The following is a 25,168-nucleotide window of genomic DNA, read 5'->3' as shown; positions in this document are numbered from 1 at the left end:
TCAGCGTCCTCCGAGGTGCCGGGTATCGAGACGGGGGCCGGCACCGGCGAGCGCGCGCTTGCGCAGCACGGCGGGCGCGGTTTCGACGAGACCGAACGACAGCACGCACGCGAGGATCGCGCCAGCGGCCGACGTCCACATCGCGAACTGCAGGCCGTACTTGTCGGCGGCGAAGCCGGCGACGGTCGGCGCGACGAAGCCGCCGATCAGCTCGCCCGCACCCATGATCAGGCCGAGCGCGCTGGCGATCGCGCGCGGCGACACCGTTTCGGCCGGAATCGTCGCCATGAACAGCGTGAAGCAGCCGAGGCCCGTGTACGTGACGAACACGAGCGCGCCGAGCGCCCACAGCGCATTGACGTGGATCAGCACGATCGGGCAGAGCGCGGCGATCAGCGCGAACGCGATCATCGTCGGCTTGCGGCCGATCCGGTCGGAAATCGCCGGCACCGCGAAGCCCCAGAACACCCACGCGGCGCCGAGGCAGGTCATCACGACGCCCATGTCGGCCGGCGACAGGTGGCGGCTCTCGACGAGGAAGACCGGCGCGAACGAGATGATCACGACGAACCACGTGAGGAAGAAGCAGCTGATCAGCACGCACAGCAGGATGTTGCGTTCCTTCAGCAGCGCCCAGCGGCTGACCTGCACGCCGGGCGTGGCCGTGCCTTCGGCCTGTGCATGCCGGACGCCGCCGGGCGGCACTTCCCGAACCCAGCGCCAGATGCAGAACGCGATCAGGAAGCCGGGAACGCACGATACGTAGAAGGCTTCGCGCCAGCCATACGTGGTCGCGATGCCGATCACGACCGGCGGCCCGATCATCGCGCCGAGCAGGCCGGCGGCCGAGCCTTGCAGCAGGCCCATGTTCAGCCCGCGGCGGCTCGGCGTCGAACTCTCGACCATCAGCGATTGCGACAGCGGCAGCACGGGGCCTTCGGCGATGCCCATCAGCGCGCGAAACGCGATCAGGCTCGCGAAGCCGCCGACGAGGCCCGACAGCGCCGAGCAGACGGAAAAGCCCAGCACCGCCGCGATCAGCAGCGGCTTGCGGGTGCCGCGTGCGTCGGACCATGCGCCGGTCGCGGCGCCCGACAGCGCCCACGTCAGCGCGAGCGCGGACGACACCATGCCGAGCTGCGTATTCGACAGGTGCAGCTCGGCCGACATGAACGGAAACAGGAACGACAGCGCGAGGCGGTCGAAGAACACGAAGCCGAACGTCATGAACAGGATCAGCAGCAGCCTGTTCTCATACGTCCATGCGACTTTGGGGGAGGGATGGGATGTCATGAGCGGCCTCGTCGCGCGTCAACGGAACAATTTCTCGATCGCCTGCGCGCCGAGGCCGACTTTCTCGTAGTGCGCCTTGCACATCGCGATGTACGAATGCACGTCGAAGTAGCCGTCGGGATTGCCTTCGTCGTCGAGCCAGATCAACGGGCCCGTGACGATGAAGAACGCACGCATCGGTTCCGGATGATCGAACGCGACGAGCGTATGGCCTTCGCCCGGCGTCTCGTACACGAAATCGCCGCGCGTCGCGGTCCATTCATGTTCCAGATAGCCCCACTTGCCGGACAGCGTGTACGCGAACACTTCGTGCGGGTGGTAGTGCCGGTTCACGAGCCCCGCTTCCTTTGCCATCAGGATGTCGCACCATTTGTTCTGCGACGGCGAGATCCACAACGGCCGCGACGAAACCGTTTCGGTGAACGGAACGTAATAGCGCTCGTCTTCGGTGGCCGCGTTCTGGATGTAAGCCTCGGGCAGCGCATCGGGCTTGAACGGATTGGCAATCGGCGCGATGTTTTGCCAGAATTCGGATACGGCTTTGTCGACCACGGTTTGTCTCCTTGCTGGTTGGTGTCGTGGGGACGACTTTAGCCAGCCGGTGCGCGGCGCTCTTGACTGGGCTGGACGAATTGCTTGATCGGGCCGGACATCGCACTGCACCAACGACAAGACTCACCATTCCCCAATCCGTGCCGCTCCGCACGACAGGCGCCAGCAGGAGGCGACGTGACGAATTCGACCGTTTTTTCACGCACGCGAGGCTCGACGGCCGACGTGCCGCTGCGCGACCGGATGGCGTACTGGGATGCGTTCAACGCCGCGACGCTGGTCGGGCTGCGCTGCTCGTCGCTGTCGCCGGCCGGGCTCGAGGTCGAGAAAACCGATCTCGCGCTGCCGGGCCTGGGCGTCGCGGACATCAGCGGCCGCGATCACGTGATCGAGCGCAGCCCCGCGCTGGTGTGCCAGTTGCCGAAGGAGTCGCTGTTTGCGTGCCAGATCCTGAGCGGGCGCGCGTATTTCATCCAGCGCGACCGGTGCCTGCTCGCGGAAGCCGGCGACGTGGTCGTGTACGACACTCGCGTGCCTTATCTGTTCGGATTCCTCACACCGATGCGGCAACTGCTGATCGACATTCCGATCACGACGTTCGACGATCGCTTCGATGCGGAGCTGGCGGCGCTGCCGCTGCGGATCGCGCCGAAGCCGGGGGCGGGCGCGATGCTGGGTGCGACGCTGCGCGCGAGCGTCGAGCGCTTCATGAAGGAGCCGGTCGAGGGCGACGCCGCGCGTTTCGTCGAGCACACGCGCACGCTGGTTGCCGAACTCATCGACGTCGAAGTGAACGGTGCGGGCGCATCGCGTGCGTCGTTGTCGTATCTGCTGACCGCGAAGCAGTACATCGCGACCCATCTCGGCGAGCCGGAGTTGGGACCGCAGGCGGTTGCCGATGCGGTCGGGCTGTCGTTGCGGCACCTGAGCCGGCTGTTTGCCGCCGAAGGCGAGTCGATCACGCAGCACATCTGGTTCGAGCGGCTGTCGCATGCGCACCGCGAACTGACCGATGCGCGGTTGCGCAAGACGAGCATCGGCGAGATCGCATTTCGCTGGGGCTTCTCGAGCCAGGCGCACTTCAGCCGCGCGATTCGCGAACGCTACGGCGCATCGCCGATGACGCTGCGCAGCGCCTGTTGAAGCGGCGAAATCGACGTTGAGGCGGCGCGTGATTCACGCGCCGCTTTCATTTTCATTGCCGCGCGGAGTGCGCCGTCAATTCGCCAGCAAGAATTCCGCGCAGCGCTCCGCGATCATGATCGTCGGCGCGTTCGTGTTGCCCGACACGATGCGCGGCATCACCGATGCGTCGCAGATCCGCAATCCGTCGATCCCTTGCACCGCGAGACGCGGCGTCACGACCGCATTTTCATCGCTGCCCATCCGGCACGTGCCGGCCGGATGGTAGACGGTTTTCGCGCGATGCCGCACGTAGTCGGCCAGCGCGTCTTCGGTCAGCGGCTCGGCTTCGCGCACGACACGCGCGAGCGACGGCGCACGAAGGATGTGCCGCGCGAGCGCGACACCGCGCACGAGGCCGTCGACGTCCGCCGGGTCGGATAGCGCGCCGCTGTCGAAGCGGATCGGCGCGGCGGGATCGTTGCCGCGCAACTGCACCGAGCCGCGCGAGCGTGGCCGCAACAGGCACGGGTTGATCGACAGGCCGTGACCGGGCAGTGGTTCGCGATCGACGTCGCCGACGAGCGTCGGCAGCACGTGGAACTGGATGTCCGGACGGCCTTCGCCCGTGGTATCGACGAACGCGCCCGATTCGACGACGTTCGACGTCAGCAGGCCCGTGCGGCTCAGCATCCACTGCAATCCGTGGCGCAGCGCCTTCAACCCGCGATCCTCGCCAAGCAGGCTGATCGGTGCGTGGCTGTACCCGTAAATCGACACTTCGAGATGGTCCTGGTAATTCGCGCCGACCTCGGGGCTGTCGTGCAGCACGTCGATGCCGTGCGCGTGGAGATGCGCACCCGGCCCGATGCCAGACAGCATCAGCAGCTTCGGTGTACTGAGCGAACCGGCGGCCAGCACGACGTCGGCGCGGGCGGCCGCCGAACCGGCTGCGCCGCTTTCCGTGCGCCATTCGACGCCCGTCGCGCGCCGGCCGTCGAAGCGCACGCGCGTCGCGCGGCAGCCGGTCAGCACGCGCAGGTTCGCGTGGCCAAGCGCGTCGGCGAGATAGGTCGCCGCGGTGCTGCCGCGCTGTCCATCGAAAATCGTCGTGTGATAGAAGCCGACGCCGTGCTGCACGGCGCCGTTGAAATCGTCGTTGTACGCGATGCCGGCTTCCTGCGCGGCCTTCACGAACGCGAGGCTCAGCGGATGCCGGAAGCGCGTGTCGCCGACCTTCAACGGTCCGTCGGTGCCGTGGAACGGCTCGGACAGCCGCAGGTGCGATTCGGCGCGCTTGAACACCGGCAGCACGTCGTCCCAGCCCCAGCCGGCGCAGCCGAGCGCGGCCCATTCGTCATAGTCTGCGCGCGTGCCGCGCACATACAGCATCGCATTGACCGAACTGCCGCCGCCGAGCGTGCGGCCTTGCGGCACGTAAGTCTTGCGCCCCGCCGCGCCGGCTTGCGGCTCGCTTTCGAACGTCACCGTGCGCTGCGTACCGAGCACGCGGATGAATGTCGCCGGAATCCGGATGAACAGGCTGTCGTCCTTCGGGCCGTCCTCGAGCAGCAGCACGCGCCTGCCCGCCTTCACCAGTCGATGTGCCACCGTGCAGCCGGCCGAACCGCCGCCGACGACGATATGGTCGTACGTCTCCATCCCGCTTCTTCTCCTTGCTGTCGGGCGGCGGAACGAGCACCGCCGCGCAAGAAGCCAGCTTATCGACGGGCATGCGGACCTGTTTGACCGGGACGGACGCCATGCTTGCCTCGCATGGACACGGCGGCGCCGGGCGTGAACGGGCCCTAGCGTGCTTCGGCCGGCACGCGCGTGTCGCTCGGCGTCTCGCCGAAGCGCGCACGATAGCTGCGGCTGAAGTGCGCGCTGTTGTTGAACCCCCAGCGGAACGCGATTTCGCTGACCGTCAGGTGTTTCAGCGACCGGTCGCGCAGATCGGCGCGGCAGCGTTCGAGACGCCGCGCGAGGATGTAGCGCGTGAGCGGCATCCCTTCGATCTCGAACACGCGCGCGAGCTGGCGCGGCGACAGGTTGAGCGCGCGGCTGACCGACTGGCTGTCGAGATCGTCGTCGGCGAGATGGCTGTCGATGAACGTCTTCGCGCGCGACAGCGTATGGACGGTCGACTTGGTCGGCGACGCGTCGCCGTCGCGCAGCCGCAGCATCGACTGCATCACGTCGAGCATCGTCGCGGCGCGCTGTTCGCGTGCAGCGGGCGCCGTTTCATAAGGCTCGGCGAGCAGCGCGTACATCCGCTGCACGGCCCATGACGTGACGCCGTCGCCGCGGTCGATCTTGACGACGCTGCGGTAGCGCCACGGACCGACGCGCGCCTCGAAGATATCGCGCGGCACGTCGAGCACGGTCATCGCCATGTTGGCCGGGAAGCCGTGGCCGTACGGCATCGACGTGTCGTACAGCACGATGTCGCCGGGCGCATGCTGGATGCATTCGACGTCCTGGAACGTATAGCCTTGTCCTTCGTGCATCAGGCAGACGAATACGGCGTCGCGCTGGTCCGCGTGAATGTTGTGCGGCGTGCGCACGACCGCGTGCCGGTTCGCGACGATGTCGCACACGCCGAGCAGGCCGAGGTCGCGCCTGCGCAGCGTCGCGTCGATGCCCTCGGACGATTTTCCGCTGCACTCGATGCGCACGAGCGAGCGGGCGACGTGGTCGACCCAGAAGTCGACGCGTTCGTCGCCGCGTACGGCACGCGTCGAGATCGTGACGCTTCCCGTGCTGATGTCCGGCATGACGTTCTCCCAATGACCGCCCGAGCGGCGCAGTCTCGGGCACGTCGCGGGGCGCGGTCAATCGGTGAAAGACCCGGGCCTGGCCGGGACGTGCGAGGGGCGGCGGGTTGCGGGCGGATGTCCTTCCGAGTCAACGACGGTGGCCGTGTCAGACAAAACATGCGCGCGTATTCGGACTAGATTGCCCGGTCTGACGCGGGCTTGCTTCGACGACCCGGCCGGCAGTCCGAGCGAAACGTCCTGCTCGTAGCCCATCTTGCTGTCGCGGAACTCGACGGTCACGTGACCGGCGCGCTGTGCATCGGTGACGTTCGCGTAGATCGACGTCATCACCATCCCCGCATCGCATCCGAGCGCGATCGTGCGATCGGTGCGCCCCGTCGCGATGTTCACCGCGCGCAGCGATCGCATCGCGATCCCGCATTGGTCGGACAGCGTGTAGACGCCGATCAGCATGTGCGTCTTCATACGGGACCACATCGGGATGTCGACGGTGCCGTCGAGCTGAAGGTGATCGCGATCGTTGTCGTTCAGGCGCCCGACTTCGTTCAGCGTGACCGGGAGCGTCTTCCGGCCATCGTCCCAGAGACCGGTTGCCGTTTTGCCCGTGACGGCGATCGCGATCGGGCAAGGCTTCGGCCGCGACGGCGATGCGGGCGGTACGACCGGCGATTCGGCAGTCGATGCGGGTGGCGACGCCTCGCACAGCGTCATGCGGCCGTCGGGCTCGCGATGGCCCTGCAGCGGAATCGGCTTGCGATGCGCGTCGTAGTAGTAGCTGCCGTCGACGCGCCAGCGGCCCGCGTCGTTGTGGTCGAGCGCGTCGTAAGTCTGCAGCGACACGTGGACGGGGGCACTGCCGATCGTGCCGGTGTAGTTCACGACCTCGTACCAGCCGGCATGGGACACGGCCGGCGCGAATGCGAGCAGCGCGGCGACGGCTGCGGAGGGCAGGCGGGCGTAACGGGAGCGGCGGGTGTTCCGGGGCATGGGCGGTTCCGTGCGTGGTGTTCGTCCGGGCACGGATACCGGTTCGATCAGGTCGAGCCGCCCGGCCGTCGGGGCGCACGCCATTGTATCGATCCCCCACGCACGAATTGCATGCGTCGCGAATGCGACGACACCGGAACGCAGATGACACGGGCCGGCCGCGGAACCGCCGTACGACGCGATTCCACCGGCCGGCCCGTCGCAAACGGCCTCAGGCTGCGCTGGCTTCGTCGATCTTGCGGATATCGTCGTCGTCGAGCCGCACGCGGATCGCTTCGCCGAGCAGCGCGAGCTGTTCGAGCGACGTCGCACTGGCGATCGGCGCGGTGATCGTCGGCCGTGCGATCTGCCATGCGAGCGCGATCGCGGCCGGCTGCGTGCCGTGCTTGGCCGACACGTCGTCGAGCGCCTCGAGGATGCGCAGCCCGCGCTCATTGAGATAGCCGGCGACGCGATCGCCGCGCACGCTCTTCTTCAGGTCGGCCTCGCTGCGGTATTTGCCCGACAGGAAGCCGCTCGCGAGCGCGTAGTAGTTGACGACGCCGAGCTTCAGGTCGCGCACGACCGGTTCGAGATCGCGTTCGTACTCGGCGCGGTCGATCAGGTTGTATTCCGGCTGGATCACCTGGTACGCAGGCAGGCCGTCGCGCCGGCTGATGTCGGCGGCTTCGCGCAGGCGCGCGCCGCTGTAGTTCGATGCACCGATGATGCGCACCTTGCCCGCGTCGATCAGCGTCTGGTACGCGGCAAGGGTTTCTTCGAGCGGGGCCGTGTCGGCGAGATCGCGGTGCGAGAAATACAGGTCGATGTAGTCGGTCTGCAGGCGGCGCAGCGAATCGTCGGCGGCCTTCAGGATGTTGTCCCTGGTCAGCCCCGCGCGCGCGGCGAGCAGGCCGACCTTGGTCGCGATCACGACCTGTTCGCGCTTGCCGGAGCGCTTGAGCCACTTGCCGATGATCGTTTCCGATTCGCCGCCGCTGTTGCCGGGCGCCCAGGCCGAATAGACGTCGGCCGTGTCGATGAAGTTGATGCCGGTGTCGGCGAGCGCGTCGAGCAACGCGAACGATGCGTTCTCGTCGACGGTCCAGCCGAAGACGTTGCCGCCGAAGGCGAGCGGTGAAACCTGGATGTCCGACGTGCCGAGGGTGCGTAGTGCCATGTTTCTCTCCGAAATCTGCGAGGTGACGGGATCGAACTACGGATGGGACGAGATGACGGCGACGAGACGGCGGGGGTGCGACGCGCTTGCGCCGTTGTCGCGGGACTCGGGACATTCTCGCCGATCGCTCGAAATCGTGCAGCCGGCACGCGGCCGTGGAGGCGGAGGAATCGCGGCGGATAGCGGACGTGTCGTCCGTTGCATGGTGAGCCGGTCGGCTGCGTTCGATCCGGAACTGAATTTTGTCGCGGACGCGGGCGGCAAGCTGCCGCCCGCGCTTCGGTCGGCGGATGTGTTACCGCAACTGCACCGCCGCCAGGAACAGCACCATCCCGCCGATCGCGCCGTCGAGTACGCGCCACGCGACGGCCTTGCGGAACCACGGCGCGAGCAGTCGCGCACCGTATCCGAGCCCGAGGAACCACACGACGCTGACCGACATCGCGCCGACGGCGAACGCGAAGCGCGCGCCTTCCGGTTCGCGTGCGCCGGCCGTGCCGATCAGCAGGAAAGTGTCGAGATACACGTGCGGGTTGAGCCACGTGAACGCGAGCGTCATCAGCACGATCGCGGCCGCGCTTTGCGGCGGCGGCGCGACTGCATCGCCGCGAACGTCGAGCGTTTCGTGTCCCGGCTTGAACGCGCGGCGCAGCGCGTTGATGCCGAACCACGCGAGATACGCGAGACCGACGTACAGCACCGCGTGGACGAAGGTCGGATAGCGTTCGACGAGCACCGACGCGCCGCCGACGCCCGCGCCGATCAGGATCATGTCCGACAGCGCGCACAGCAGCACGATCTTGCCGACATGCGAGCGCATGATGCCTTGCCGGAGCACGAACGCGTTCTGCGCGCCGATGGTGACGATGAGCGACGCGCACAGGGCCACGCCGTGAGAAAAAGCGATCCAGTTCATGATGGGGAATTGACAGCAGTAGACGGGTGAATCGGTTAGCGCTAGTCTGCGGTCAGCTCCGGAATAAGAGAAGCTAATTAACCTAATGTAGATTAAGGAAATCTAATGCTGGACTACGCGTTGCTCGACGCCCTCGCGGCGGTGATCCGCCACGGCTCGTTCGAACGGGCGGCCAAGGAGCTGAACGTCACGCCGTCGGCGGTGTCGCAGCGCGTGAAACTGCTGGAGGAGCGCGTCGGCAGCGTGCTGGTCAAGCGCGGGCAGCCATGCGTCGCGACGACCTCGGGCGCGCTGCTGTGCCGGCATACGGAGCGCGTGCAGTTGCTCGAGGCCGAACTGGGCGGCCGGATGCCCGCATTGCCGGGCCAGGTCGCGAGCGCCTGGCCGACGCTGCGTGTGGCCGTGAACGACGACAGCGTCGCGACGTGGTTCATCGACGCGGTCGGGCCGTTCTGCATGGAGCGCGAGACGTTGCTCGACCTCGTGATCGACGATCAGGACTACACGGCCGCACGCATTCGCGACGGCAGCGTGCAGGGCGCGGTGACCGCGCAGGCCGAGCCGATCCAGGGGTGCCGGTCGACCCGGCTCGGGTGCATCCGCTATCGCGCGGTGTGTTCGCCGGCGTTTCACGAGCGCTATTTCGGCGCCGGCATCACGCGCGATGCGCTGCGCCGTGCGCCGTGCGTGATGTTCAATCCGAAGGACGGGCTGCAGGCGCGCTTCATCCGGCGTGTGACACGTGCGGATCTCGATCCGCCGCAACACTGGATACCGCACGTCGCCGGGTATCTGCGCGCGTGCGAAACGGGGCTGGGATGGGGAATGTGCCCGGACCGGATGGTCGATCGCCAGCTGGCAGCAGGCGAACTGGTCGACATGTCGCGCGGGCGGACGGTCGACATCGAGCTTTACTGGCAGAGCTGGCGCCTGTCGATCGGCTGGCTCGACGATTTCAGCGCGGCGCTGAAGGCGCGCGCCGCGCTGTTTCTCGACTGATTTGGACGGGGAAGACGTGCGGCGCGTATCACATGCGCCGAGCTGGGTCAGATGTGATGCAGGCCGTCGAAGTCGACGATCTGCACGAGGCGGCCCTGCATTTCGATCAGGCCGCGCTTCTGGAACTTCGACAGCGTGCGGCTGACCGTTTCGAGCGTCATGCCGAGGTAGCTGCCGATGTCTTCGCGCGTCATCCGCAGGTTGAATTCCGACGGCGAGTAACCGCGCTTCAGGTAACGCTGCGACACGTCGAGCAGGAACGCGGCGACGCGCTCTTCCGCATTCAGCGAACCGAGCAGCATCGTCTGCGACGTTTCGCGCACGATCTGCTCGCTCATCAGCTTGTGCATGCGCAGTTGCATCGTGCCGGCTTCCGAGCACAGCGCTTTGAGCGCGCTGTACGGAATCACGCAGACCGAGCTGTCTTCCAGCGCGACCGCCGTGCGCGGGTGCGTGTCGTCGCAGATGCCGTCGAGGCCGAGCGCTTCGCCCGCGAGGTGCAGGCCGGTGACCTGTTCGCGGCCGTCATGGCGCGTGGCGACGGTTTTCAGCGAACCCGAACGTACGGCATACAGGTTGTCGAACGTATCGCCTTCGCGGAACAACGCTTCGCCGCGCTTGACCGGGCGAGCCGCGCAGATGACCGATTCGAGGCGGCTGAGCGCTTCGGGTGCGAGGCCCTGCGGCATGCACAGATGACGCATTGCGCACGACGAGCAGTGAGGGGCCTGGCGGGGCGCCCAACTGCCTGCATGGGAAGGGGCGGCGGGGCGTGTGGCGACGGGCGTCAGCATGATCGTTTACTCCGGCGTTGAATCGACGGAATCATTGTCCCACCGCAAGTTGGCGCTGTCGGGTGACAAAACGTCGCGATCGCGCGCGCATGCTGGCCGCTGCGTATGAACCGTGCGCGCGCGGACCTGCTCAGCTCTCCTGCTCATCCGTGCGCGAGGCGGCCGGGATCAGCAGCACGGGCAGCGTCGCATGGCGCACGCACTGTTCCGCGATGCTGCCGAGCACGAGGCGGCGGAACCCGCGCCGGCCGTGCGTGCCGAGCACCAGCAGGTCGGCGCCGAATGCTTTCGCGCCATCGAGGATCAGCGTCGATACATCGTTGAGCGACGACGCTTCGCTCATCAGCGTCTCGCCCTTCACGCCCGCCGCCTGCATCAGCTTCCTGAAATCCGCCGCGAGCGCGTTGCCTTGCGCGACGAGCTGGTCGCGCAGCACGGACGGATCGTAGCCCGGCACGTTGTAGTAGATCGCGGCGTTCTCGACGACGTAGAACGGCTGCAGTTCCGCGCCGTGCTCTTTCGCGAGTGCGAGTGCGGCATCGAATGCGTGGCGGGACGTGTCGCTGCCGTCGATGGCAACCAGAATGCGCTTGTACATAGTGTCTCCGAGTGGCGGGTTGAACGGAAGTCGGCCGAATGGCCGGGCAGACCGTGCGTCGTTGCGAGGCAGAGTAAACCAACGGCAGGGACTTTGCAGCGACGCGCCGGTCGTATCGATCGGCACGCGCGATCGCGGCGCTTGCGCCGTTGCAGCGGGGCACGCCGAGCGCAAGCCATGCGCGCGTCGCATGCTGCGCTGCGACGCGCGCGATGGATCGCGACGCCGCGTCGGCCGGCCCGGCGGCGCGTTGCGGCAGTCGGTGGCGAGATGACGGCGTGCGAACGCCGTGCAGATACCGCATCGTGACGGCAGAGGTCGCACCGGCGTCGCGCGATGGTCCGGGATGCGGCACCGTCCGCCGATGCACGACGCCGTCCGCTTCGGCGAAGCTCGCGCGCGTGCCTCTATTGAATCGCAACCGCGTCGCGAACGGCCTGATTTCGATCAACATCGATGCATTCACATCGATCGAACGTGCGCTGCGCACCCGCGCGTCGTCGCGAATCGGCGCCGGTATCGATGCCGATACGGAAGATCGCCCGCGCGTGCACCGAACGCAGGTCGGGCACACGCGGCCATCGACCCGCGCGTCGCTCCGGCAAACGAACGATCGATTCAAACGCCGCGCGCTACTTCGGCACCGCGGCGATCTCGATCACGCGTTCGGGCCGGCGTCCGTGTCCGGGCCAGTACGCGCTGCCGTACATCCTGTGAACCGGGCCGAACAGTTCGTCGCCTGCGTGCGGCGGTGCATCGAAACCTTTCTCGATCACCGTGTAGCCGGCCCGCAGCGCGAACGCCGGGTGATTGCCGCCCGGGCGGCTGTCGAAGCCCGCGAAGCCGTCGCCGGCTTCGGGCATTGCGTTGACGAGCGACGCGTTGCTGCGCGTGATTTGATCGGGCGAGATCGCGCCGCCTGCAAGACGCGACGCCTCGCGATTCTTGCCGTCGGTGTCGACGGTGCTGTCGTGCGTGTCGTCGTTGTCGAGTTCGATGCTGCGCGGATGCGCGGTGTGCGCTTGAGCTGACGATTCCATCGCGGGTCTCCTGGCGGCGAAGCGCTCCGGATCGAAGCAAGTCCCGTTCCGGGCACGACGGGAAAAGGCGCGCGGGCGATCGCCGCGGTCGCGCGGCGCGCATTGATTTGTCGTGATTTATTTCAGCTAGAACACGCGTTTTCTACAGAGTATGATTCTTTTCCTGCGAAGCGGCGACAAGGGAAGCAATCTCGCCGTCTCTGCCCGCGCCGGGGGCCGCAGCACCCTTAAAGACGGGTAGTGAACAACAAAGCAAGGGACTAGAGGTGGCGGATTCATGCAAGCGACTACTGCCTTCACGCACCGCGGTTATCTGTTGAATTGCGCGCCCGCGCGCGCCAGTGACGGGTCGTTCAAGCCCTACGTCGTGATCTCCCGATCGAGCGACGGGGAACTCGTCGCCAATCGCTTTTTTCCGATCGAACTCCAGTTCAACGACGAAGGCGCAGCGATCGCGCACGCGCGCGACTGGGCCGTGCGCTGGATCGACGCGAGCAGCATCACGATCTGACGCCGGCGCGCACCGGCAGCATTGGCCATCCGGCCGATCCGCCGCGGGCCGCTGCCGGACGAAAAACGCGGTAATCTTGCGGAACCCGTCACTTTATTAGCGGCCGTGCGACTGCGCGCGGCTGCCTGCATTGGCATATGTCGACATCACCCGCCCGTCAGTGGGGCCTCGAAGAAATCGTCGCCGGTTTGCGCGAGTCGCGCGAGGAACTCCATCGCACGCGTCATCCGCGCGGCATTCGCGAACTGCCGTCGCGCGACGCGATCTGCAAGATTGTCACCGGCCTGCGCGCGTCGATGTTTCCGACGCATTACGGCGCACCCGATCTCACCGACGAAAGCGTCGACTATTACGTCGGCCATACGCTCGAAAGCACGCTGCGCGTATTGTCCGAGCAGATTCGCCGCGCGCTGCCGTTCCTGCCCGAACATGTGGACACGCCGTTCGCGGCGCTCGACGAGCGCGCATTCGAGATCGCGCGCGAGTTCGGGCGGCAGTTGCCGTCGATCCGCGCACTGCTGGTCAGCGACATCCAGGCTGCGTATGCAGGCGATCCGGCCGCGCAGCACATCACCGAAATCCTGCTGTGCTACCCCGGCGTGCTGGCGATGATGCACCATCGGCTCGCGCATGCGTTGCACAGGCTCGGCGTGCCGCTGCTCGCCCGGTTCATCAATGAAATCGCCCACTCGGCTACCGGCATCGACATTCACCCGGGCGCGCAGATCGGCCCGAGTTTCTTCATCGACCACGGCACCGGCGTCGTGATCGGCGAAACCGCGATCATCGGCGAGCGCGTGCGAGTGTATCAGGCCGTCACGCTCGGCGCGAAGAGTTTCCCGGCCGATGGCGAAGGCACGCTGGTCAAGGGCAACGCGCGGCATCCGATCGTCGAGGACGACGTCGTGATCTACGCGGGCGCGACCATTCTCGGCCGCGTGACGATCGGGCGCGGCTCGGTGATCGGCGGCAACGTATGGCTCACGCACAGCGTGCCGCCCGGCACGAGTGTCGCGCAGGGCAAGGTTCGGGAAGGCGGGAGCGGCGAGAAGCCGTAACGCGGCGTGCGAACGCGCGGGCGTGGCTCTGCGCAACGCAGCGGATGGGGCAGGATGGATCGGCGGCCAGGCCGCCGTCGGGCGCTATCGGGCGTGAGCGGCGCAAAGCCCGGTCGACCCGGCGCACGGAGGCGGCGCGCAGCCGCCTTCGTTCATCGAGCCTCAGTGCTTGCCGGCCGGCGAGCGGTGCTTGTACAGCACGTCCTGATCGACGCGGATCAGGTTCTGCCCCGCATCGACGACGAAATCCACGCCGTTGTACGCGCTGCCCGTGAGCAGCATGATCGCGCTGGCGACGTCGTCGGGGCCGGCGATGCGCGCGAGCGGCGTCGATGCGCGGCTCGCGTGTTCGAAGTCGGCCTGCGTCTGATCGTCGCTCGGCAGCATCAAGCCGGGGAACACCGCGTTCACGCGCAGCACCGGCGACGACGACAGCGCGAGCATCTGCGTGAGGTTGCCGAGCGCGGCCTTCGCGACCGTGTAGCTGAAGTGGTCGCGGTGGAAGTTTTCCTTGATCTTCTGGTCGACCACGTTGACGACGACGCCCTGCGTGCCGGCCGCACGGGCCCGCTCGTAGAACGCGCGCGTAAGCAGGATCGGCGCACGGCAATTGACGGCCCACGCCTGGTCGAACGCCGCGAGGTCGAAGCTCGGGAAGTGGTCCTGCCAGAACACCGACGCATTGTTGACCAGCACGTCGAGGCGGCCGAAGCGCGCATAGACCTGGTCGATCAGCGCGGTGATCTGCACGGCATCCGACAGGTCGGCCTGTAGCGCGACCGAATCGTGCCCGCGCTCGGCGATCGTGCGTGCCGCCGCTTGCGCGGCATCGGCCGAGCGGTCGTAGTGCACTGCGGTGCGATAGTCGTGCGCGGCGAAATACTCGGCGAACGCGCGCCCGGCCCGGCGCGCGGCGCCGGTCACGAGCACGACGGGCGCGTTCGCCGCTTGCTTCGTAGACTGCATTACGTATTCGTCAGGTTGACTGAAGAAGGATTCGCGACGATCGACAGGAATTCGCGCCGCGTCGACGGATCTGTGCGGAAGGTGCCGAGCATGCGCGACGTGACCATTTCGACGCCCGGCTTGTGCACACCGCGCGTCGAGATGCACTGGTGCGCGGCCTCGAGAATCACGCCGACGCCCTTCGGCTGCAGCACGTCGAACAGCGTGTCGGCGATCTGCACGGTCATTTTTTCCTGGATCTGCAGGCGCTTCGCGAACGCGTCGACGAGGCGCGCGAGCTTCGAGATGCCGACGACGCGATGGTTCGGCAGATACGCCACGTGTGCGCGGCCGATGATCGGCACCATGTGGTGCTCGCAGTAGCTCTCGAAGCGGATGTCCTTCAGCACGATCATCTCGTCGTAGCCGTCGACTTCGCTGAAGGTGCGCGCGAGGATGTCGCGCGGGTCGAGCGCGTAGCCGGCGAAGAACTGTTCGTAGGCGCGCACGACGCGTGCGGGCGTGTCGAGCAGGCCTTCGCGGGCGGGATCGTCGCCGGCCCAGCGCAGCAGCACGCGAACGGCATCCTCGGCTTCTTGCCGGCTCGGTCGGGATGCGGCCGGCTCGGGCCGCGCGGATTTTTTACCCATCAGGTCGCTCCATCGAATTCAGCCGCCCGCGGCGGCGCGATCCGGCCATTGTTTCATGCTTTCGCGGGTCGTGCGTGCGGCCGGCCGCTCACCCGTCGTTCACCTTTCCTCACTTCGGCCATTCGTCCTGCTCGTCGTTGAACAGCGACGCGACGACCCCGCGCAGCCATGCGGTGCGCGGGTCGTTGTGGAACTTGCGATGCCAGTGCTGCTTCAGGTCGAAACGCGGCAGCGGCAAGGGCGGCTCGACCGGCACGATGAACGCGTGCTCGGCCGCATACGCATAGCCGATCGCGTGCGGCACCGTCGCGATCAGGTCGGTGCGGCTCAGGATGAACGGCAGGCTCATGAAGTGCGGCGTCTCGAGCACCGCGCGGCGCTGCATGCGCTGTTTCGCGAGGTATTTCTCGAGCACCTCCTGGCTGCGCCCTTCGGCGCGCACCACCGCGTGGCCGCATGAGAGGAACTGCTCGGCCGTGAACGGACGCGCCTGTTCGAGCGGATGGCCGCGCCGCATCAGGCAGACGAACCGGTGCGTGAACAGTCGCTGCTGGAAGAAGTTGTTGCCGTCGAGATCGGGGAAGTAGCCGACCGCGAGATCGATCGAACCGGCCTCGAGGCCGCGGCCGACTTCGTCGTGCGCGAGCGAGACCGAGCGCAGGTTCGCGTACGGCGCGCGTGTCGCGAACGCCTGCAGCAGCTTCGGCAGGAACACGATCTCGCCGACGTCCGACAGCGCGATCGAGAACGTGTGCGTGCTCGCCGCCGGGTCGAAGTCGTGCGGCGCGACGAGGCCGCGCTCGATCTGCGCGAGCGCGTCGCGCGCGGCCGGCAGCAGCGCGAGCGCGCGCGGCGTCGGCTCCATCCCGCGCGACGTGCGCACGAACAGCGGATCGCCGAAATACTCGCGCAGGCGGCCGAGCGCCGTGCTCACGCGCGGCTGGCTCACGCCGAGCAGGTCGCCGGCGCGACTCACGTTGCGCGTGTCGTCGAGCGCGACGAGGTAGGGAATGAGGTTCAGATCGAGGGCATCCATCGCCAGGCGACTATCGGAAAGACGTATACAACTTATCTCCAAAATCGCGTTGCCGCATAGTCGGGAAAGCGCTCAAATTGTTTCCATTACTCGAACCAATGTTCAGGAGACGAACAATGCGCACCCAAGTCGCCATCATCGGCGCCGGCCCGTCCGGCCTTTTGCTTTCCCACCTGCTGCGCCTGCAAGGCGTCGATTCCATCCTCGTCGAAGCGCGCTCGCGTGAATACTGCGAGAATCGCATCCGTGCCGGCGTACTGGAGCAGGGCACGGTCGACACGCTGAACGAAGCCGGTCTCGGCGACCGGATGCGCCGCGAAGGGCTCGAGCATCACGGCATCGAGCTGCTGTTTTCGGGCCAGCGCCACCGCATCGACCTGAGCGCGCTCACCGGCGGTCGTGCGATCACCGTCTACAGCCAGCATGAAGTCGTGCGCGACCTGATCGCGGCCGGCGACGCGCATGGCCACCCGATGCATTTCGAAGTCAGCGACGTCGTGCTGCACGACGTCGAAAGCGAGCGCCCGTTCGTCACGTTCAAGCACGCGGACGGCCGCGCCGAGCGCATCGACTGCGACTACATCGCTGGTTGCGACGGCTTCCACGGCATCGCGCGGCAGACGATTCCCGCCGAGCGGCTGAAAACGTTCGAGCGCGTGTATCCGTTCGCGTGGCTCGGCATCCTCGCCGACGCGGCGCCGTCGCTCGACGAGCTTGTCTATGCGCATCACGCGAACGGTTTCGCGCTGTTTTCGATGCGCTCGCCGACGGTCACGCGCCTGTACCTGCAGTGCCAGCCCGACGAAAACCTCGCCGAATGGTCCGACGCGCGGATCTGGGACGAACTGCACACGCGTTTCTCGAACGACACCGGCTGGACGCCGACCGAGGGCCGGATCACGCAGAAGAGCGTGACGCCGATGCGCAGCTTCGTGTCGGAGACGATGCAGCACGGGCGGCTCTTCCTCGCCGGCGACGCCGCGCACATCGTGCCCCCGACCGGCGCGAAGGGGATGAACCTCGCGGTGGCCGACGTCCGCGCGCTCTCCCGCGCGCTGGGCGCGCGCTACCGCAACGGCGACGCGGCGCCGCTCGAGCGCTATTCGGCGACCTGCCTCGAGCGCGTGTGGCGCGCGGAGCACTTCTCGTACTTCATGACGAACATGCTGCACTCGTCGCCGGACGACACGCCGTTCGTCAACCGGCTGAAGCTCGCGGAACTGAAATACGTGACCCGCTCGCCGGCCGCCGCGCAGTCGCTGGCCGAGAACTACGTCGGGCTGCCGTTCGACGATGCGGCGACCCCCGAGGCATCCCGCCTTGACAACGCGCTGTGCGCGACTCTATGATCGGCCCATCGTTCGCTAATCGAATCTAGGTTCGAATGGCGAACAAATGCCGAAGGTCGACGATGGCCTTCGGCGCGGCACGCGACACGCGCGTGTCCCCTCGACAGGCCGCGCATCGTGCCGCGGGTTCGTATCAGGAAGAGACATGGTCAACAAGATTTTCGAATCGCTTCAGTCGGCCGTCGCCGACGTCCACGATGGCGCGACAATCATGATCGGCGGTTTCGGCACGGCAGGCATGCCGTCCGAGCTGATCGACGCGCTGATCGAGCAGGGCGCGCGCGGCCTGACGATCGTCAACAACAACGCGGGTAACGGCGAGACGGGTCTCGCCGCGCTGCTCAAGGCCAAGCGGGTGAGCAAGATCATCTGCTCGTTCCCGCGCCAGAGCGACTCCCAGGTGTTCGACGCGCTGTACCGCGCGGGCGAAATCGAGCTGGAGCTCGTGCCGCAGGGCAACCTCGCCGAGCGCATTCGCGCGGCGGGTGCCGGCATCGGCGGCTTCTTCACGCCGACGGGCTTCGGCACGAAGCTCGCGGAAGGCAAGGAAACGCGCGTGATCGACGGCAAGTCGTATGTGTTCGAGACGCCGATCCACGCCGATTTCGCGCTGGTCAAGGCATACAAGGGCGATCGCTGGGGCAACCTGGTGTATCGCAAGACCGCGCGCAACTTCGGGCCGATCATGGCCAGCGCCGCGAAGGTCGCGATCGTGCAGGTGTCGGAAGTCGTGCCGCTCGGCGCGCTGAACCCGGAACACATCGTGACGCCCGGCATTTTCGTGCAGCGCGTCGTCGAAGTGCCGCAGGCCGCGCATGCGGCCGAGCTGGCCGCCGAACGTGCCGCGTCGCACGCCGCCTGACCGCCTGAGGAGACTGCAATGAAACGACTGACCCGCGATGAAATGGCCAAGCGCGTCGCCCAGGACATCCCCGAAGGCGCGTACGTGAACCTCGGCATCGGCGTGCCGACGCTGGTGGCGAACCACCTCGACCCGAGCAAGGAAATCTTCCTGCACAGCGAGAACGGCCTGCTCGGCATGGGCCCGGCGCCCGCGCCAGGCCAGGAAGACGACGAACTGATCAACGCCGGCAAGCAGCACGTGACGCTGCTCACTGGTGGCGCGTATTTCCATCACTCGGATTCGTTCGCGATGATGCGCGGCGGCCACCTCGACTACTGCGTGCTCGGCGCATTCCAGGTGTCGGCGAACGGTGATCTCGCGAACTGGCATACCGGCGCGCCCGATGCGATTCCGGCCGTTGGCGGCGCGATGGATCTCGCGATCGGTGCGAAGCAGGTGTTCGTGATGATGGAGCACCTGACGAAGCAGGGCGAGAGCAAGATCGTCGCGGCGTGTTCGTATCCGGTGACCGGCGTGCAATGCGTGAGCCGCATCTATACGGACCTCGCCGTGCTCGACGTGACGGCCGACGGCCTCGCGGTGAGCGAGATCTTCACCGACCTGTCGTTCGACGAACTGCAGAAGCTGACCGGCGTGCCGCTGATCGACGCGACGCGCCAGGCCGCGGCCTGAACCGCGAGCGTGCCGGCCCGCTCGTTCGAGCGCACGCCGGCACGCTTGGGTAGACAATAGGCGCACGCCGTTTCCCTACTCTGATGCCATGCTCGAAGACAGCGCCCGCCTGACCTCCCTCATCTGCGGCACCGAGCCGCTCAACCGGATCTGGTCGCCCCGTGCGACGATCCAGCGCATGCTCGACGTCGAAGCCGCGCTCGCGCGTGCGCTCGCCGTGCAGCAGGTGATTCCCGCCGCCGCGGTCGCGCCGATCGAGCGCGCATGCGACGCCGATCGGCTCGATGCCGACGCGCTTGCGCATGGCGCGGCGCTCGGCGGCAATCTCGCGATTCCGCTCGTCAAGCAGCTCACCGCGCAAGTGAAGGCCGACGACCCCGAGGCCGCGAAGTTCGTGCACTGGGGTGCGACGAGCCAGGACATCATCGATACCGCGACCGTGCTGCAGCTGCGCGATACGCTCGATGTGCTCGAGCCGCTGCTCGACGAAGCGTGCGCGTCGCTCGCGACCCTCGCGCGCGCGCATCGTGCGACGCCGATGATCGGCCGCACGTGGCTGCAGCAGGCGCTGCCGATCACGCTCGGTCTCAAATTCGCGCAATGGCTCGATGCGCTGCTGCGCCATCGCGCGCGCTTCGCCGAATTGCGCGAGCGCGTACTGGTGCTGCAGTTCGGCGGCGCCGCCGGCACGCTCGCGAGCCTGCGCGAACAGGCATCCGGCGTGACCGCCGCGCTCGCCGCCGACCTGAAGCTTGCCGTGCCGGCCGTGCCGTGGCATACGCAGCGCGACCGCATCGCGGAAGCCGCGTCGTGCTTCGGAATGCTGACCGGCACGCTCGGCAAGATCGCGCGCGACGTGTCGCTGCAGATGCAGACCGAAGTCGGTGAACTTGGCGAACCGGCCGCCGCCGGCAAGGGCGGTTCGTCGACGATGCCGCACAAGCGCAACCCGGTCGGCTGCGCGGCCGTGCTGACCGCCGCGGTGCGTGCGCCGAACCTCGTCGCGACCGTGTTCGTGGGGATGGTCCAGGAGCACGAACGCGCGCTCGGCGGCTGGCAGGCCGAATGGGATGCGCTGCCCGATCTGGCTCGCCTGACCGGCGGCGCGCTCGCGCAGATCGCCCAGATCGTCGCGGGCCTCGACGTGAACACCGAGCGTCTCGCCGCGAACCTCGGCCTGACGCACGGGCTGATTCTCGGCGAAGCCGTGATGCTCGCGCTCGGCGACCGGATCGGCCGGCTCGATGCGCACCATGTCGTCGAGCACGCGTCGAAGGAAGCCGTGCGCACCGGCGCGACGCTGTTCGACGTGCTCGCCGCCGATGCAACCGTGTCCGCTCACCTGTCGCGCGACGCGCTCGCGCGGCTGCTCGATCCCGCACATTACGTCGGCGAGGCGCAGGCCTATGTCGACGCCGTGCTCGCGCTGCACGCGGGTGCGAAACAACCAGGAGAACATTGATGCCCTTCGCCACTGTCAACGGCGTGAAACTGCATTACCGGATCGACCGTGCCGCGCGCGACGACGCGCCGTGGCTCGTCTTTTCGAACTCGCTCGGCGCCGACTTGCAGATGTGGGCGCCGCAGATTCGTCCGCTCGCGCAGCACTTCAACATCCTGCGCTACGACACGCGCGGCCATGGCCATTCCGAAGCGCCGGCCGGCTCGTACACGGTCGACCAGCTCGCGGGCGACGTGATCGGCCTGCTCGACCACGTCGGCATCGATCGCGCGTATTTCTGCGGGATTTCGATGGGTGGCCTGACCGGCGCCGCGCTCGCCGCGCGCTTCCCGTCGCGCATCGTGCGGGCCGTGCTGGCGAACACCGCCGCGAAGATCGGTTCGCCGGAAGTGTGGGCGCCGCGTGCGCAGAAGGCGCGCGCCGAAGGGATGGCCGCGCTGGCCGACGCCGTGCTGCCGCGCTGGTTTACCGACGCGTTCGTCGGGCGCGAGCCGCGCCTGTTCGACGCGATCCGCGACACCTTCGTGCATACCGACAAGGACGGCTATGCGGCGAACTGCGACGCGCTGAACGCGGCCGACCTGCGCGAGGAGGTGAAGGGCATCGCGCTGCCGGTGCTCGTCGTGACCGGCGAGAAGGACATGTCGACGCCGCCCGACCAGGGCCGTGCGCTGGCTGCCGCCATTCCCGGCGCGCGTCACGTCGAATTCGACGCGGCGCACATTTCGAACATCGAGTGCACCGACGGTTTCAACCGCGCGCTGCTCGAATTCCTGACCGCGTGAGGCCCCGACGATGGATGATCAGCAACGTTACGAAGCAGGGATGAAGGTGCGCCGCGCGGTGCTCGGCGACGCGCACGTCGATCGTTCGATCGAGAACCGCACCGAGGTGACCGAGGAATTCCAGAACCTGATCACCCGTTATGCGTGGGGCGAGATCTGGACCCGCGACGGCCTGCCGCGCCATACGCGCAGCCTGCTCACCATCGCGATGATGGTCGCGCTGAACCGTGGCGAGGAACTCGCGCTGCACTTGCGCGCCGCGCGCAACAACGGCGTGACGCGTGACGAGATCAAGGAAGTGCTGCTGCAGACTGCGATCTATTGCGGTGTGCCGGCCGCGAACTCCGCGTTCCATCTCGCGGACAAGATCTTCAAGGAACAGGATGGGGCCGCCTAGGTGCGGCTGAATAACACGACCGGTTCGCGCCGGACGTGACCCGATCGCGACGCCTGCCGCAGCCGGCAGGTGTCGACGATGCATGACGCGCCGGCGGCGAATCGGCGCGCGAACAAGGAAAGACGCGGTCATGAGGCCGCGTTATTCATATCTGCGTTACATGGGACCGGGAGCGCGCGCAAGCGCCAACCTCGGTCGACAAGGAGACTCGCGATGAATCGCGCACCCGTGGTCGATGTCCAGGCCTTCATCAACGAGCAGCCGTTCGGCGGCTTTCAGTGGCTCGTGTTTCTGATGTGTTTCGTGATCGTGCTGCTCGACGGCTTCGATACGGCCGCGATCGGCTTTATCGCGCCGTCGCTGCTCGGCGAATGGAACCTGACCAAACCCGATCTGGCGCCCGTGCTGAGCGCCGCGCTGTTCGGCCTCGCGTGCGGCGCGCTGGTGTCGGGTCCGCTTTCCGATCGACTCGGACGCCGCTCGCTGCTGGTCGGTTCGGTGCTGCTGTTCGGCGTCGCGTGTTTCGTGTCCGCGTTCTCGACGACCATCGGGCACCTGACGATCCTGCGTTTCGTCACCGGCGTCGGCCTTGGTGCCGCGATGCCGAACGCGGTCACGATGATGGGCGAGTTCTGCCCGGACCAGCGCCGCGCGACCGTCATCAACCTGATGTTCTGCGGCTTTCCGCTCGGTGCGGCGTTCGGCGGCTTTCTCGCCGCGTGGATGATCCCGCATTTCGGCTGGCGCAGCGTGCTGATGCTCGGCGGCGTGACGCCGCTGCTGCTCGGCGTGCTGCTGCTGTTGAAGATGCCTGAATCGGTGCGTTTCATGGTGGCGCAGGGGAGGAGCGTCGACCGGATCCGCGCGACGCTCGCGCGCATCTCGCGCGATGCGATGAACGCCGGCTCGTTCGCGATGACCGAAGCGGCGCCGCAAACCGGCAGCCAGGGCCTTGGCGTCGTGCTGTCGCGCTCGTACATCGTCGGCTCGGTGATGCTGTGGGTCGCGTACTTCATGGGCCTCGTGATCTTCTACGCGTCGATCAACTGGATGCCGATCCTGCTGAAGGATGCGGGCCTCACGCCGAAGAGCGCGACGCTGATCTCGGCACTCTTCCCGCTCGGCGGCGTCGGCGCGGTGCTGTGCGGCGTGCTGATGGACCGCTTCAATGCGAACCGCGTGATCGCCGTGTGCTATGCGCTGACCGCGATCAGCGTGTATGCGATCGGGCAGGCTGCGGGGAACGTCGGGTTGCTCGTGCTGGTCGTGTTCGTGGCCGGCGTGCTGATGAACACGGCGCAATCGTCGATGCCGGCGCTCGCCGCCGCGTTCTATCCGACCGAAGGGCGCGGCACGGGCGTGGCGTGGATGCTGGGCGTCGGCCGCTTCGGCGGGATCGCCGGCTCGTTCCTCGTTGCGGAACTGACGCGCCGGCATTTCTCGTTTGCCGGCGTGTTCGCGACGATCGCGGTGGCGGGCCTGCTCGCGTGCGTTGCGTTGCTGATCAAGCAGAAGGCGCGGCCGCACGGCGTCGCGCAGCCGGCCGGCAAGATCGAATCGCTCGGGCATTGAGCGGACGCGGGGCCGGGGCGATGCGCCGGCCCTGTGTGCCGAGGTTGCCGCGGTGGATCGCAAGACGGCCGACACGCAACGACAGGACGGGTCGCTTCGGCGGCCCGTCGTCATTTCGGCCGTCGCGCCGTTACTCCTCCGCGTCGTGTTCCTTGACGAAGTTGCGCAGATACGCGCGCAGCGCGGCTTCCTGGCTGCGATGATCGGCATGATTCGCGGCGCCCAACTCTTCCTCGTCGCCGAACAGCGTGGGCGGCGCACAGTACGTACCCACTTCTATGTTTTCGCGCAGCACGCGGATGTCGTGCGTCAGCGGGCGATACTCGGCGACCCAGTGCATGCCCTCGATGTGTTCGCCGGCTTTCAGCATTGGCTTCATCGGCACTCTCCATGCGGCAGCGGCGCAACCGCAGAAGCGGTTGCACGCGCCCGTACCAAAAGGGTACGCCTGCATGGCGTGAAGCTCAATGGGTGCACTTGCGAGCGCTTACTGCGGCAGCAGGTGCGCGACGAGCGGATACAGCGACAGAATCAGCAGCATGGCCATCGTCACGTTGAAGATGCGCAGCGCGCGGCTGTTCGACAGGAAGCGGCGCAGGCCGAGGCCGAACGCGGCCCACAGGCTGATGCACGGAAGGCCGATCAGGATGAAGACGACGGCCATCCACGCGGCGTTCATGCCGTAGTCGGCGGACAGGCGGATCGTCGTTGCGGCGGTCAGTACCATCATCCATGCCTTCGGATTGACCCACTGGAACGCGGCGGCTTCGAGGAACGTCATCGGCCGCGGCTTGGCGCCTTGTGCCTTCACTTCGCCCGATGTGCCGATGCGCCACGCGAGGTACAGCAGGTACGCGACGCTTGCGATTTCGAGGATGGTGTATAGCACCGGTACGCGGCGGAACGCTTCGCCGAGGCCAAAGCCGACGCACAGCATCAGGATCGCGACGCCGGTGCTGATGCCGAACAGGTGCGGCATCGTGCGGCGGAAGCCGAAATTGACGCCGGATGCGAGGAGCATCGTGTTGTTCGGGCCGGGTGTGATCGAGGTGACGAGCGCGAACAGCATGCCGGCGGGCAGCGCGCTCAGGGTGAGGAATTCCATCGCGGATTCTCCATTCATGTTCGGGGCTGGGATGGAGTCAGTGTAGCGACGGTTTTCGGTACAGTACCGGTACAGTTTGTTTGACGATTACCGGTACGGGGCGTTCGCGCGCCAATTTTCGGTGGGCGCTTGGTGTTGTCTCTCAGAAAAGATGTCCGCAGTCTCAATAAGTTGTCTTTGAATAATTGGCTACCTTTCATGCGTTGGGAATGTAACCCGTATGGATAGGCAGAAAATGATCGGAGAATATTTGGCAATGACGGCCTACGACGCAATGTTTAGTCGATGGTGTCAGATCGATGTCGCCGCATTGGCGACGCTCAATCGCCGTTTCACGTCTGGGGCGTGTCTCCACAAGCCAATGGGGAGGTCGATGCTTAGCAGGCCGTTGAAATACCCATCGACCGGATTCAGACCACTCTCGCAAATGACATGAATTCGCTTAACGGCTCGGCAATTTTGTTGCGTCACGCCGGGTTCAGCGGTAGAGCCCGGCCGGCGAAGGTATTTCCCGCCAGATT

The 25,168-nt window shown here is 66.9% G+C and carries 27 protein-coding genes; 11 read left to right on the top strand and 16 right to left on the bottom strand.

Annotation, left to right across the window (positions count from 1 at the left end; all coding sequences use genetic code 11):
* Positions 1-1,293, bottom strand: coding sequence for an MFS transporter (locus DIE13_RS28595; protein WP_124830405.1), 1,293 nt, complete (start codon positions 1,291-1,293; stop codon positions 1-3).
* A gap of 18 nt (positions 1,294-1,311) precedes the next feature.
* Positions 1,312-1,845, bottom strand: coding sequence for a 2,4'-dihydroxyacetophenone dioxygenase family protein (locus DIE13_RS28590; protein WP_124830404.1), 534 nt, complete (start codon positions 1,843-1,845; stop codon positions 1,312-1,314).
* A 177-nt stretch (positions 1,846-2,022) separates the two neighbouring features.
* On the opposite strand from DIE13_RS28590, the gene DIE13_RS28585 reads away from it, so the two are divergent.
* Positions 2,023-2,988, top strand: a complete 966-nt coding sequence (locus tag DIE13_RS28585; protein WP_124830403.1) for a helix-turn-helix domain-containing protein — start codon at positions 2,023-2,025, stop codon at positions 2,986-2,988.
* Between the two features lie 75 nt (positions 2,989-3,063).
* On the opposite strand, the gene DIE13_RS28580 is transcribed toward DIE13_RS28585, so the two are convergent.
* The 5 genes from DIE13_RS28580 to DIE13_RS28560 form a co-directional block, all read right to left on the bottom strand.
* The gene (locus DIE13_RS28580; protein WP_124830402.1) at positions 3,064-4,629 is read right to left on the bottom strand and encodes a GMC family oxidoreductase; all 1,566 of its coding nucleotides are present in this window, start codon (positions 4,627-4,629) and stop codon (positions 3,064-3,066) included.
* 146 nt (positions 4,630-4,775) lie between these two features.
* Entirely contained in the window at positions 4,776-5,744 is a 969-nt protein-coding gene (locus tag DIE13_RS28575) for a helix-turn-helix domain-containing protein (protein ID WP_124830401.1), read from the bottom strand.
* A 57-nt stretch (positions 5,745-5,801) separates the two neighbouring features.
* Positions 5,802-6,734: a hypothetical protein gene (locus DIE13_RS28570; RefSeq protein ID WP_244097767.1), complete on the bottom strand. Its 933-nt coding sequence runs from the start codon at positions 6,732-6,734 to the stop codon at positions 5,802-5,804.
* Positions 6,735-6,945: 211 nt separating this feature from the next.
* Positions 6,946-7,893: an aldo/keto reductase gene (locus DIE13_RS28565; RefSeq protein ID WP_124830400.1), complete on the bottom strand. Its 948-nt coding sequence runs from the start codon at positions 7,891-7,893 to the stop codon at positions 6,946-6,948.
* Between the two features lie 295 nt (positions 7,894-8,188).
* Positions 8,189-8,809, bottom strand: a complete 621-nt coding sequence (locus DIE13_RS28560) for a LysE/ArgO family amino acid transporter (RefSeq protein WP_124830399.1) — start codon at positions 8,807-8,809, stop codon at positions 8,189-8,191.
* A gap of 105 nt (positions 8,810-8,914) precedes the next feature.
* Here DIE13_RS28560 and DIE13_RS28555 point away from each other — a divergent pair, with 105 nt between their 5' ends.
* Entirely contained in the window at positions 8,915-9,808 is an 894-nt protein-coding gene (locus DIE13_RS28555) for a LysR family transcriptional regulator ArgP (protein WP_124830398.1), read from the top strand.
* A 47-nt stretch (positions 9,809-9,855) separates the two neighbouring features.
* Here DIE13_RS28555 and fnr read toward each other — a convergent pair whose 3' ends face one another.
* The 3 genes from fnr to DIE13_RS28540 form a co-directional block, all read right to left on the bottom strand.
* Positions 9,856-10,602: a fumarate/nitrate reduction transcriptional regulator Fnr gene (gene fnr / locus DIE13_RS28550; protein ID WP_124830397.1), complete on the bottom strand. Its 747-nt coding sequence runs from the start codon at positions 10,600-10,602 to the stop codon at positions 9,856-9,858.
* A 130-nt stretch (positions 10,603-10,732) separates the two neighbouring features.
* Positions 10,733-11,200 (bottom strand): universal stress protein, encoded by a 468-nt coding sequence (locus DIE13_RS28545; RefSeq protein ID WP_124830396.1) that lies wholly within the window; start codon positions 11,198-11,200, stop codon positions 10,733-10,735.
* 632 nt (positions 11,201-11,832) lie between these two features.
* Positions 11,833-12,240, bottom strand: a complete 408-nt coding sequence (locus DIE13_RS28540; protein WP_124830395.1) for a DUF3005 domain-containing protein — start codon at positions 12,238-12,240, stop codon at positions 11,833-11,835.
* Positions 12,241-12,517: 277 nt separating this feature from the next.
* On the opposite strand from DIE13_RS28540, the gene DIE13_RS28535 reads away from it, so the two are divergent.
* Both DIE13_RS28535 and epsC read left to right on the top strand, forming a co-directional pair.
* Complete coding sequence (locus DIE13_RS28535) at positions 12,518-12,751, top strand: hypothetical protein (RefSeq protein WP_114181230.1); 234 nt, start codon at positions 12,518-12,520, stop codon at positions 12,749-12,751.
* Between the two features lie 137 nt (positions 12,752-12,888).
* Positions 12,889-13,809 (top strand): serine O-acetyltransferase EpsC, encoded by a 921-nt coding sequence (epsC, locus tag DIE13_RS28530; RefSeq protein WP_124830394.1) that lies wholly within the window; start codon positions 12,889-12,891, stop codon positions 13,807-13,809.
* 162 nt (positions 13,810-13,971) lie between these two features.
* On the opposite strand, the gene DIE13_RS28525 is transcribed toward epsC, so the two are convergent.
* The 3 genes from DIE13_RS28525 to DIE13_RS28515 all read right to left on the bottom strand — a co-directional run bounded on the left by DIE13_RS28525 (position 13,972) and on the right by DIE13_RS28515 (position 16,440).
* A complete protein-coding gene (locus tag DIE13_RS28525) occupies positions 13,972-14,775 on the bottom strand; it encodes an SDR family oxidoreductase (RefSeq protein ID WP_124830393.1) in 804 nt (267 codons plus the stop codon).
* Positions 14,775-15,404 (bottom strand): GTP cyclohydrolase I FolE, encoded by a 630-nt coding sequence (gene folE / locus DIE13_RS28520; RefSeq protein ID WP_124830392.1) that lies wholly within the window; start codon positions 15,402-15,404, stop codon positions 14,775-14,777. The genes DIE13_RS28525 and folE overlap by 1 nt, the downstream gene beginning before the upstream one ends.
* A 109-nt stretch (positions 15,405-15,513) precedes the next feature.
* Positions 15,514-16,440: a LysR family transcriptional regulator gene (locus tag DIE13_RS28515; RefSeq protein WP_124830391.1), complete on the bottom strand. Its 927-nt coding sequence runs from the start codon at positions 16,438-16,440 to the stop codon at positions 15,514-15,516.
* A 116-nt stretch (positions 16,441-16,556) separates the two neighbouring features.
* Here DIE13_RS28515 and pobA point away from each other — a divergent pair, with 116 nt between their 5' ends.
* From pobA to DIE13_RS28480, 7 genes are all read left to right on the top strand, one after another.
* Complete coding sequence (gene pobA, locus DIE13_RS28510) at positions 16,557-17,789, top strand: 4-hydroxybenzoate 3-monooxygenase (protein WP_124830390.1); 1,233 nt, start codon at positions 16,557-16,559, stop codon at positions 17,787-17,789.
* A gap of 145 nt (positions 17,790-17,934) precedes the next feature.
* Positions 17,935-18,651 (top strand): 3-oxoacid CoA-transferase subunit A, encoded by a 717-nt coding sequence (locus DIE13_RS28505; RefSeq protein WP_124830389.1) that lies wholly within the window; start codon positions 17,935-17,937, stop codon positions 18,649-18,651.
* A gap of 18 nt (positions 18,652-18,669) precedes the next feature.
* The gene (locus DIE13_RS28500; RefSeq protein WP_124830388.1) at positions 18,670-19,326 is read left to right on the top strand and encodes a CoA transferase subunit B; all 657 of its coding nucleotides are present in this window, start codon (positions 18,670-18,672) and stop codon (positions 19,324-19,326) included.
* Positions 19,327-19,414: 88 nt separating this feature from the next.
* Positions 19,415-20,788: a 3-carboxy-cis,cis-muconate cycloisomerase gene (locus DIE13_RS28495; RefSeq protein ID WP_124830387.1), complete on the top strand. Its 1,374-nt coding sequence runs from the start codon at positions 19,415-19,417 to the stop codon at positions 20,786-20,788.
* Positions 20,788-21,573 carry a 3-oxoadipate enol-lactonase gene (gene pcaD, locus DIE13_RS28490; protein ID WP_124830386.1) on the top strand — a complete coding sequence of 262 codons (786 nt, stop codon included), beginning with the start codon at positions 20,788-20,790 and terminating at the stop codon, positions 21,571-21,573. The genes DIE13_RS28495 and pcaD overlap by 1 nt, the downstream gene beginning before the upstream one ends.
* Positions 21,574-21,583: 10 nt before the next feature.
* Complete coding sequence (gene pcaC, locus DIE13_RS28485; protein ID WP_059645068.1) at positions 21,584-21,970, top strand: 4-carboxymuconolactone decarboxylase; 387 nt, start codon at positions 21,584-21,586, stop codon at positions 21,968-21,970.
* A 213-nt stretch (positions 21,971-22,183) separates the two neighbouring features.
* Complete coding sequence (locus DIE13_RS28480) at positions 22,184-23,542, top strand: MFS transporter (protein WP_124830385.1); 1,359 nt, start codon at positions 22,184-22,186, stop codon at positions 23,540-23,542.
* A gap of 130 nt (positions 23,543-23,672) precedes the next feature.
* Here DIE13_RS28480 and DIE13_RS28475 read toward each other — a convergent pair whose 3' ends face one another.
* From DIE13_RS28475 to DIE13_RS33165, 3 genes are all read right to left on the bottom strand, one after another.
* Positions 23,673-23,921, bottom strand: a complete 249-nt coding sequence (locus tag DIE13_RS28475) for a hypothetical protein (RefSeq protein WP_124830384.1) — start codon at positions 23,919-23,921, stop codon at positions 23,673-23,675.
* Positions 23,922-24,029: 108 nt separating this feature from the next.
* Entirely contained in the window at positions 24,030-24,647 is a 618-nt protein-coding gene (locus tag DIE13_RS28470; RefSeq protein ID WP_124830383.1) for a LysE family translocator, read from the bottom strand.
* 291 nt (positions 24,648-24,938) lie between these two features.
* On the bottom strand, positions 24,939-25,168 hold a 230-nt coding region (locus DIE13_RS33165), incomplete at its 5' end, for a hypothetical protein (protein WP_221622219.1).

It is taken from the genome of Burkholderia sp. Bp9016 (assembly GCF_003857765.1).
GTDB lineage: Bacteria > Pseudomonadota > Gammaproteobacteria > Burkholderiales > Burkholderiaceae > Burkholderia.
The sequence above is the reverse complement of the archived record's forward strand: the minus strand, read 5'-3'. Positions and strand labels throughout refer to the sequence as shown.

Excerpts from the sequence above, each read along its gene's own strand:
- DIE13_RS28595 (WP_124830405.1), bottom strand. The coding sequence starts at position 1,293 with ATGACATCCCATCCCTCCCCCAAAGTCGCATGGACGTATGAGAACAGG.
- DIE13_RS28580 (WP_124830402.1), bottom strand. The coding sequence starts at position 4,629 with ATGGAGACGTACGACCATATCGTCGTCGGCGGCGGTTCGGCCGGCTGC.
- DIE13_RS28575 (WP_124830401.1), bottom strand. The coding sequence starts at position 5,744 with ATGCCGGACATCAGCACGGGAAGCGTCACGATCTCGACGCGTGCCGTA.
- DIE13_RS28570 (WP_244097767.1), bottom strand. The coding sequence starts at position 6,734 with ATGCCCCGGAACACCCGCCGCTCCCGTTACGCCCGCCTGCCCTCCGCA.
- DIE13_RS28565 (WP_124830400.1), bottom strand. The coding sequence starts at position 7,893 with ATGGCACTACGCACCCTCGGCACGTCGGACATCCAGGTTTCACCGCTC.
- DIE13_RS28560 (WP_124830399.1), bottom strand. The coding sequence starts at position 8,809 with ATGAACTGGATCGCTTTTTCTCACGGCGTGGCCCTGTGCGCGTCGCTC.
- DIE13_RS28555 (WP_124830398.1), top strand. The coding sequence starts at position 8,915 with ATGCTGGACTACGCGTTGCTCGACGCCCTCGCGGCGGTGATCCGCCAC.
- fnr (WP_124830397.1), bottom strand. The coding sequence starts at position 10,602 with ATGCTGACGCCCGTCGCCACACGCCCCGCCGCCCCTTCCCATGCAGGC.
- DIE13_RS28545 (WP_124830396.1), bottom strand. The coding sequence starts at position 11,200 with ATGTACAAGCGCATTCTGGTTGCCATCGACGGCAGCGACACGTCCCGC.
- DIE13_RS28540 (WP_124830395.1), bottom strand. The coding sequence starts at position 12,240 with ATGGAATCGTCAGCTCAAGCGCACACCGCGCATCCGCGCAGCATCGAA.
- DIE13_RS28535 (WP_114181230.1), top strand. The coding sequence starts at position 12,518 with ATGCAAGCGACTACTGCCTTCACGCACCGCGGTTATCTGTTGAATTGC.
- epsC (WP_124830394.1), top strand. The coding sequence starts at position 12,889 with ATGTCGACATCACCCGCCCGTCAGTGGGGCCTCGAAGAAATCGTCGCC.
- DIE13_RS28525 (WP_124830393.1), bottom strand. The coding sequence starts at position 14,775 with ATGCAGTCTACGAAGCAAGCGGCGAACGCGCCCGTCGTGCTCGTGACC.
- folE (WP_124830392.1), bottom strand. The coding sequence starts at position 15,404 with ATGGGTAAAAAATCCGCGCGGCCCGAGCCGGCCGCATCCCGACCGAGC.
- DIE13_RS28515 (WP_124830391.1), bottom strand. The coding sequence starts at position 16,440 with ATGGATGCCCTCGATCTGAACCTCATTCCCTACCTCGTCGCGCTCGAC.
- pobA (WP_124830390.1), top strand. The coding sequence starts at position 16,557 with ATGCGCACCCAAGTCGCCATCATCGGCGCCGGCCCGTCCGGCCTTTTG.
- DIE13_RS28505 (WP_124830389.1), top strand. The coding sequence starts at position 17,935 with ATGGTCAACAAGATTTTCGAATCGCTTCAGTCGGCCGTCGCCGACGTC.
- DIE13_RS28500 (WP_124830388.1), top strand. The coding sequence starts at position 18,670 with ATGAAACGACTGACCCGCGATGAAATGGCCAAGCGCGTCGCCCAGGAC.
- DIE13_RS28495 (WP_124830387.1), top strand. The coding sequence starts at position 19,415 with ATGCTCGAAGACAGCGCCCGCCTGACCTCCCTCATCTGCGGCACCGAG.
- pcaD (WP_124830386.1), top strand. The coding sequence starts at position 20,788 with ATGCCCTTCGCCACTGTCAACGGCGTGAAACTGCATTACCGGATCGAC.
- pcaC (WP_059645068.1), top strand. The coding sequence starts at position 21,584 with ATGGATGATCAGCAACGTTACGAAGCAGGGATGAAGGTGCGCCGCGCG.
- DIE13_RS28480 (WP_124830385.1), top strand. The coding sequence starts at position 22,184 with ATGAATCGCGCACCCGTGGTCGATGTCCAGGCCTTCATCAACGAGCAG.
- DIE13_RS28475 (WP_124830384.1), bottom strand. The coding sequence starts at position 23,921 with ATGAAGCCAATGCTGAAAGCCGGCGAACACATCGAGGGCATGCACTGG.
- DIE13_RS28470 (WP_124830383.1), bottom strand. The coding sequence starts at position 24,647 with ATGGAATTCCTCACCCTGAGCGCGCTGCCCGCCGGCATGCTGTTCGCG.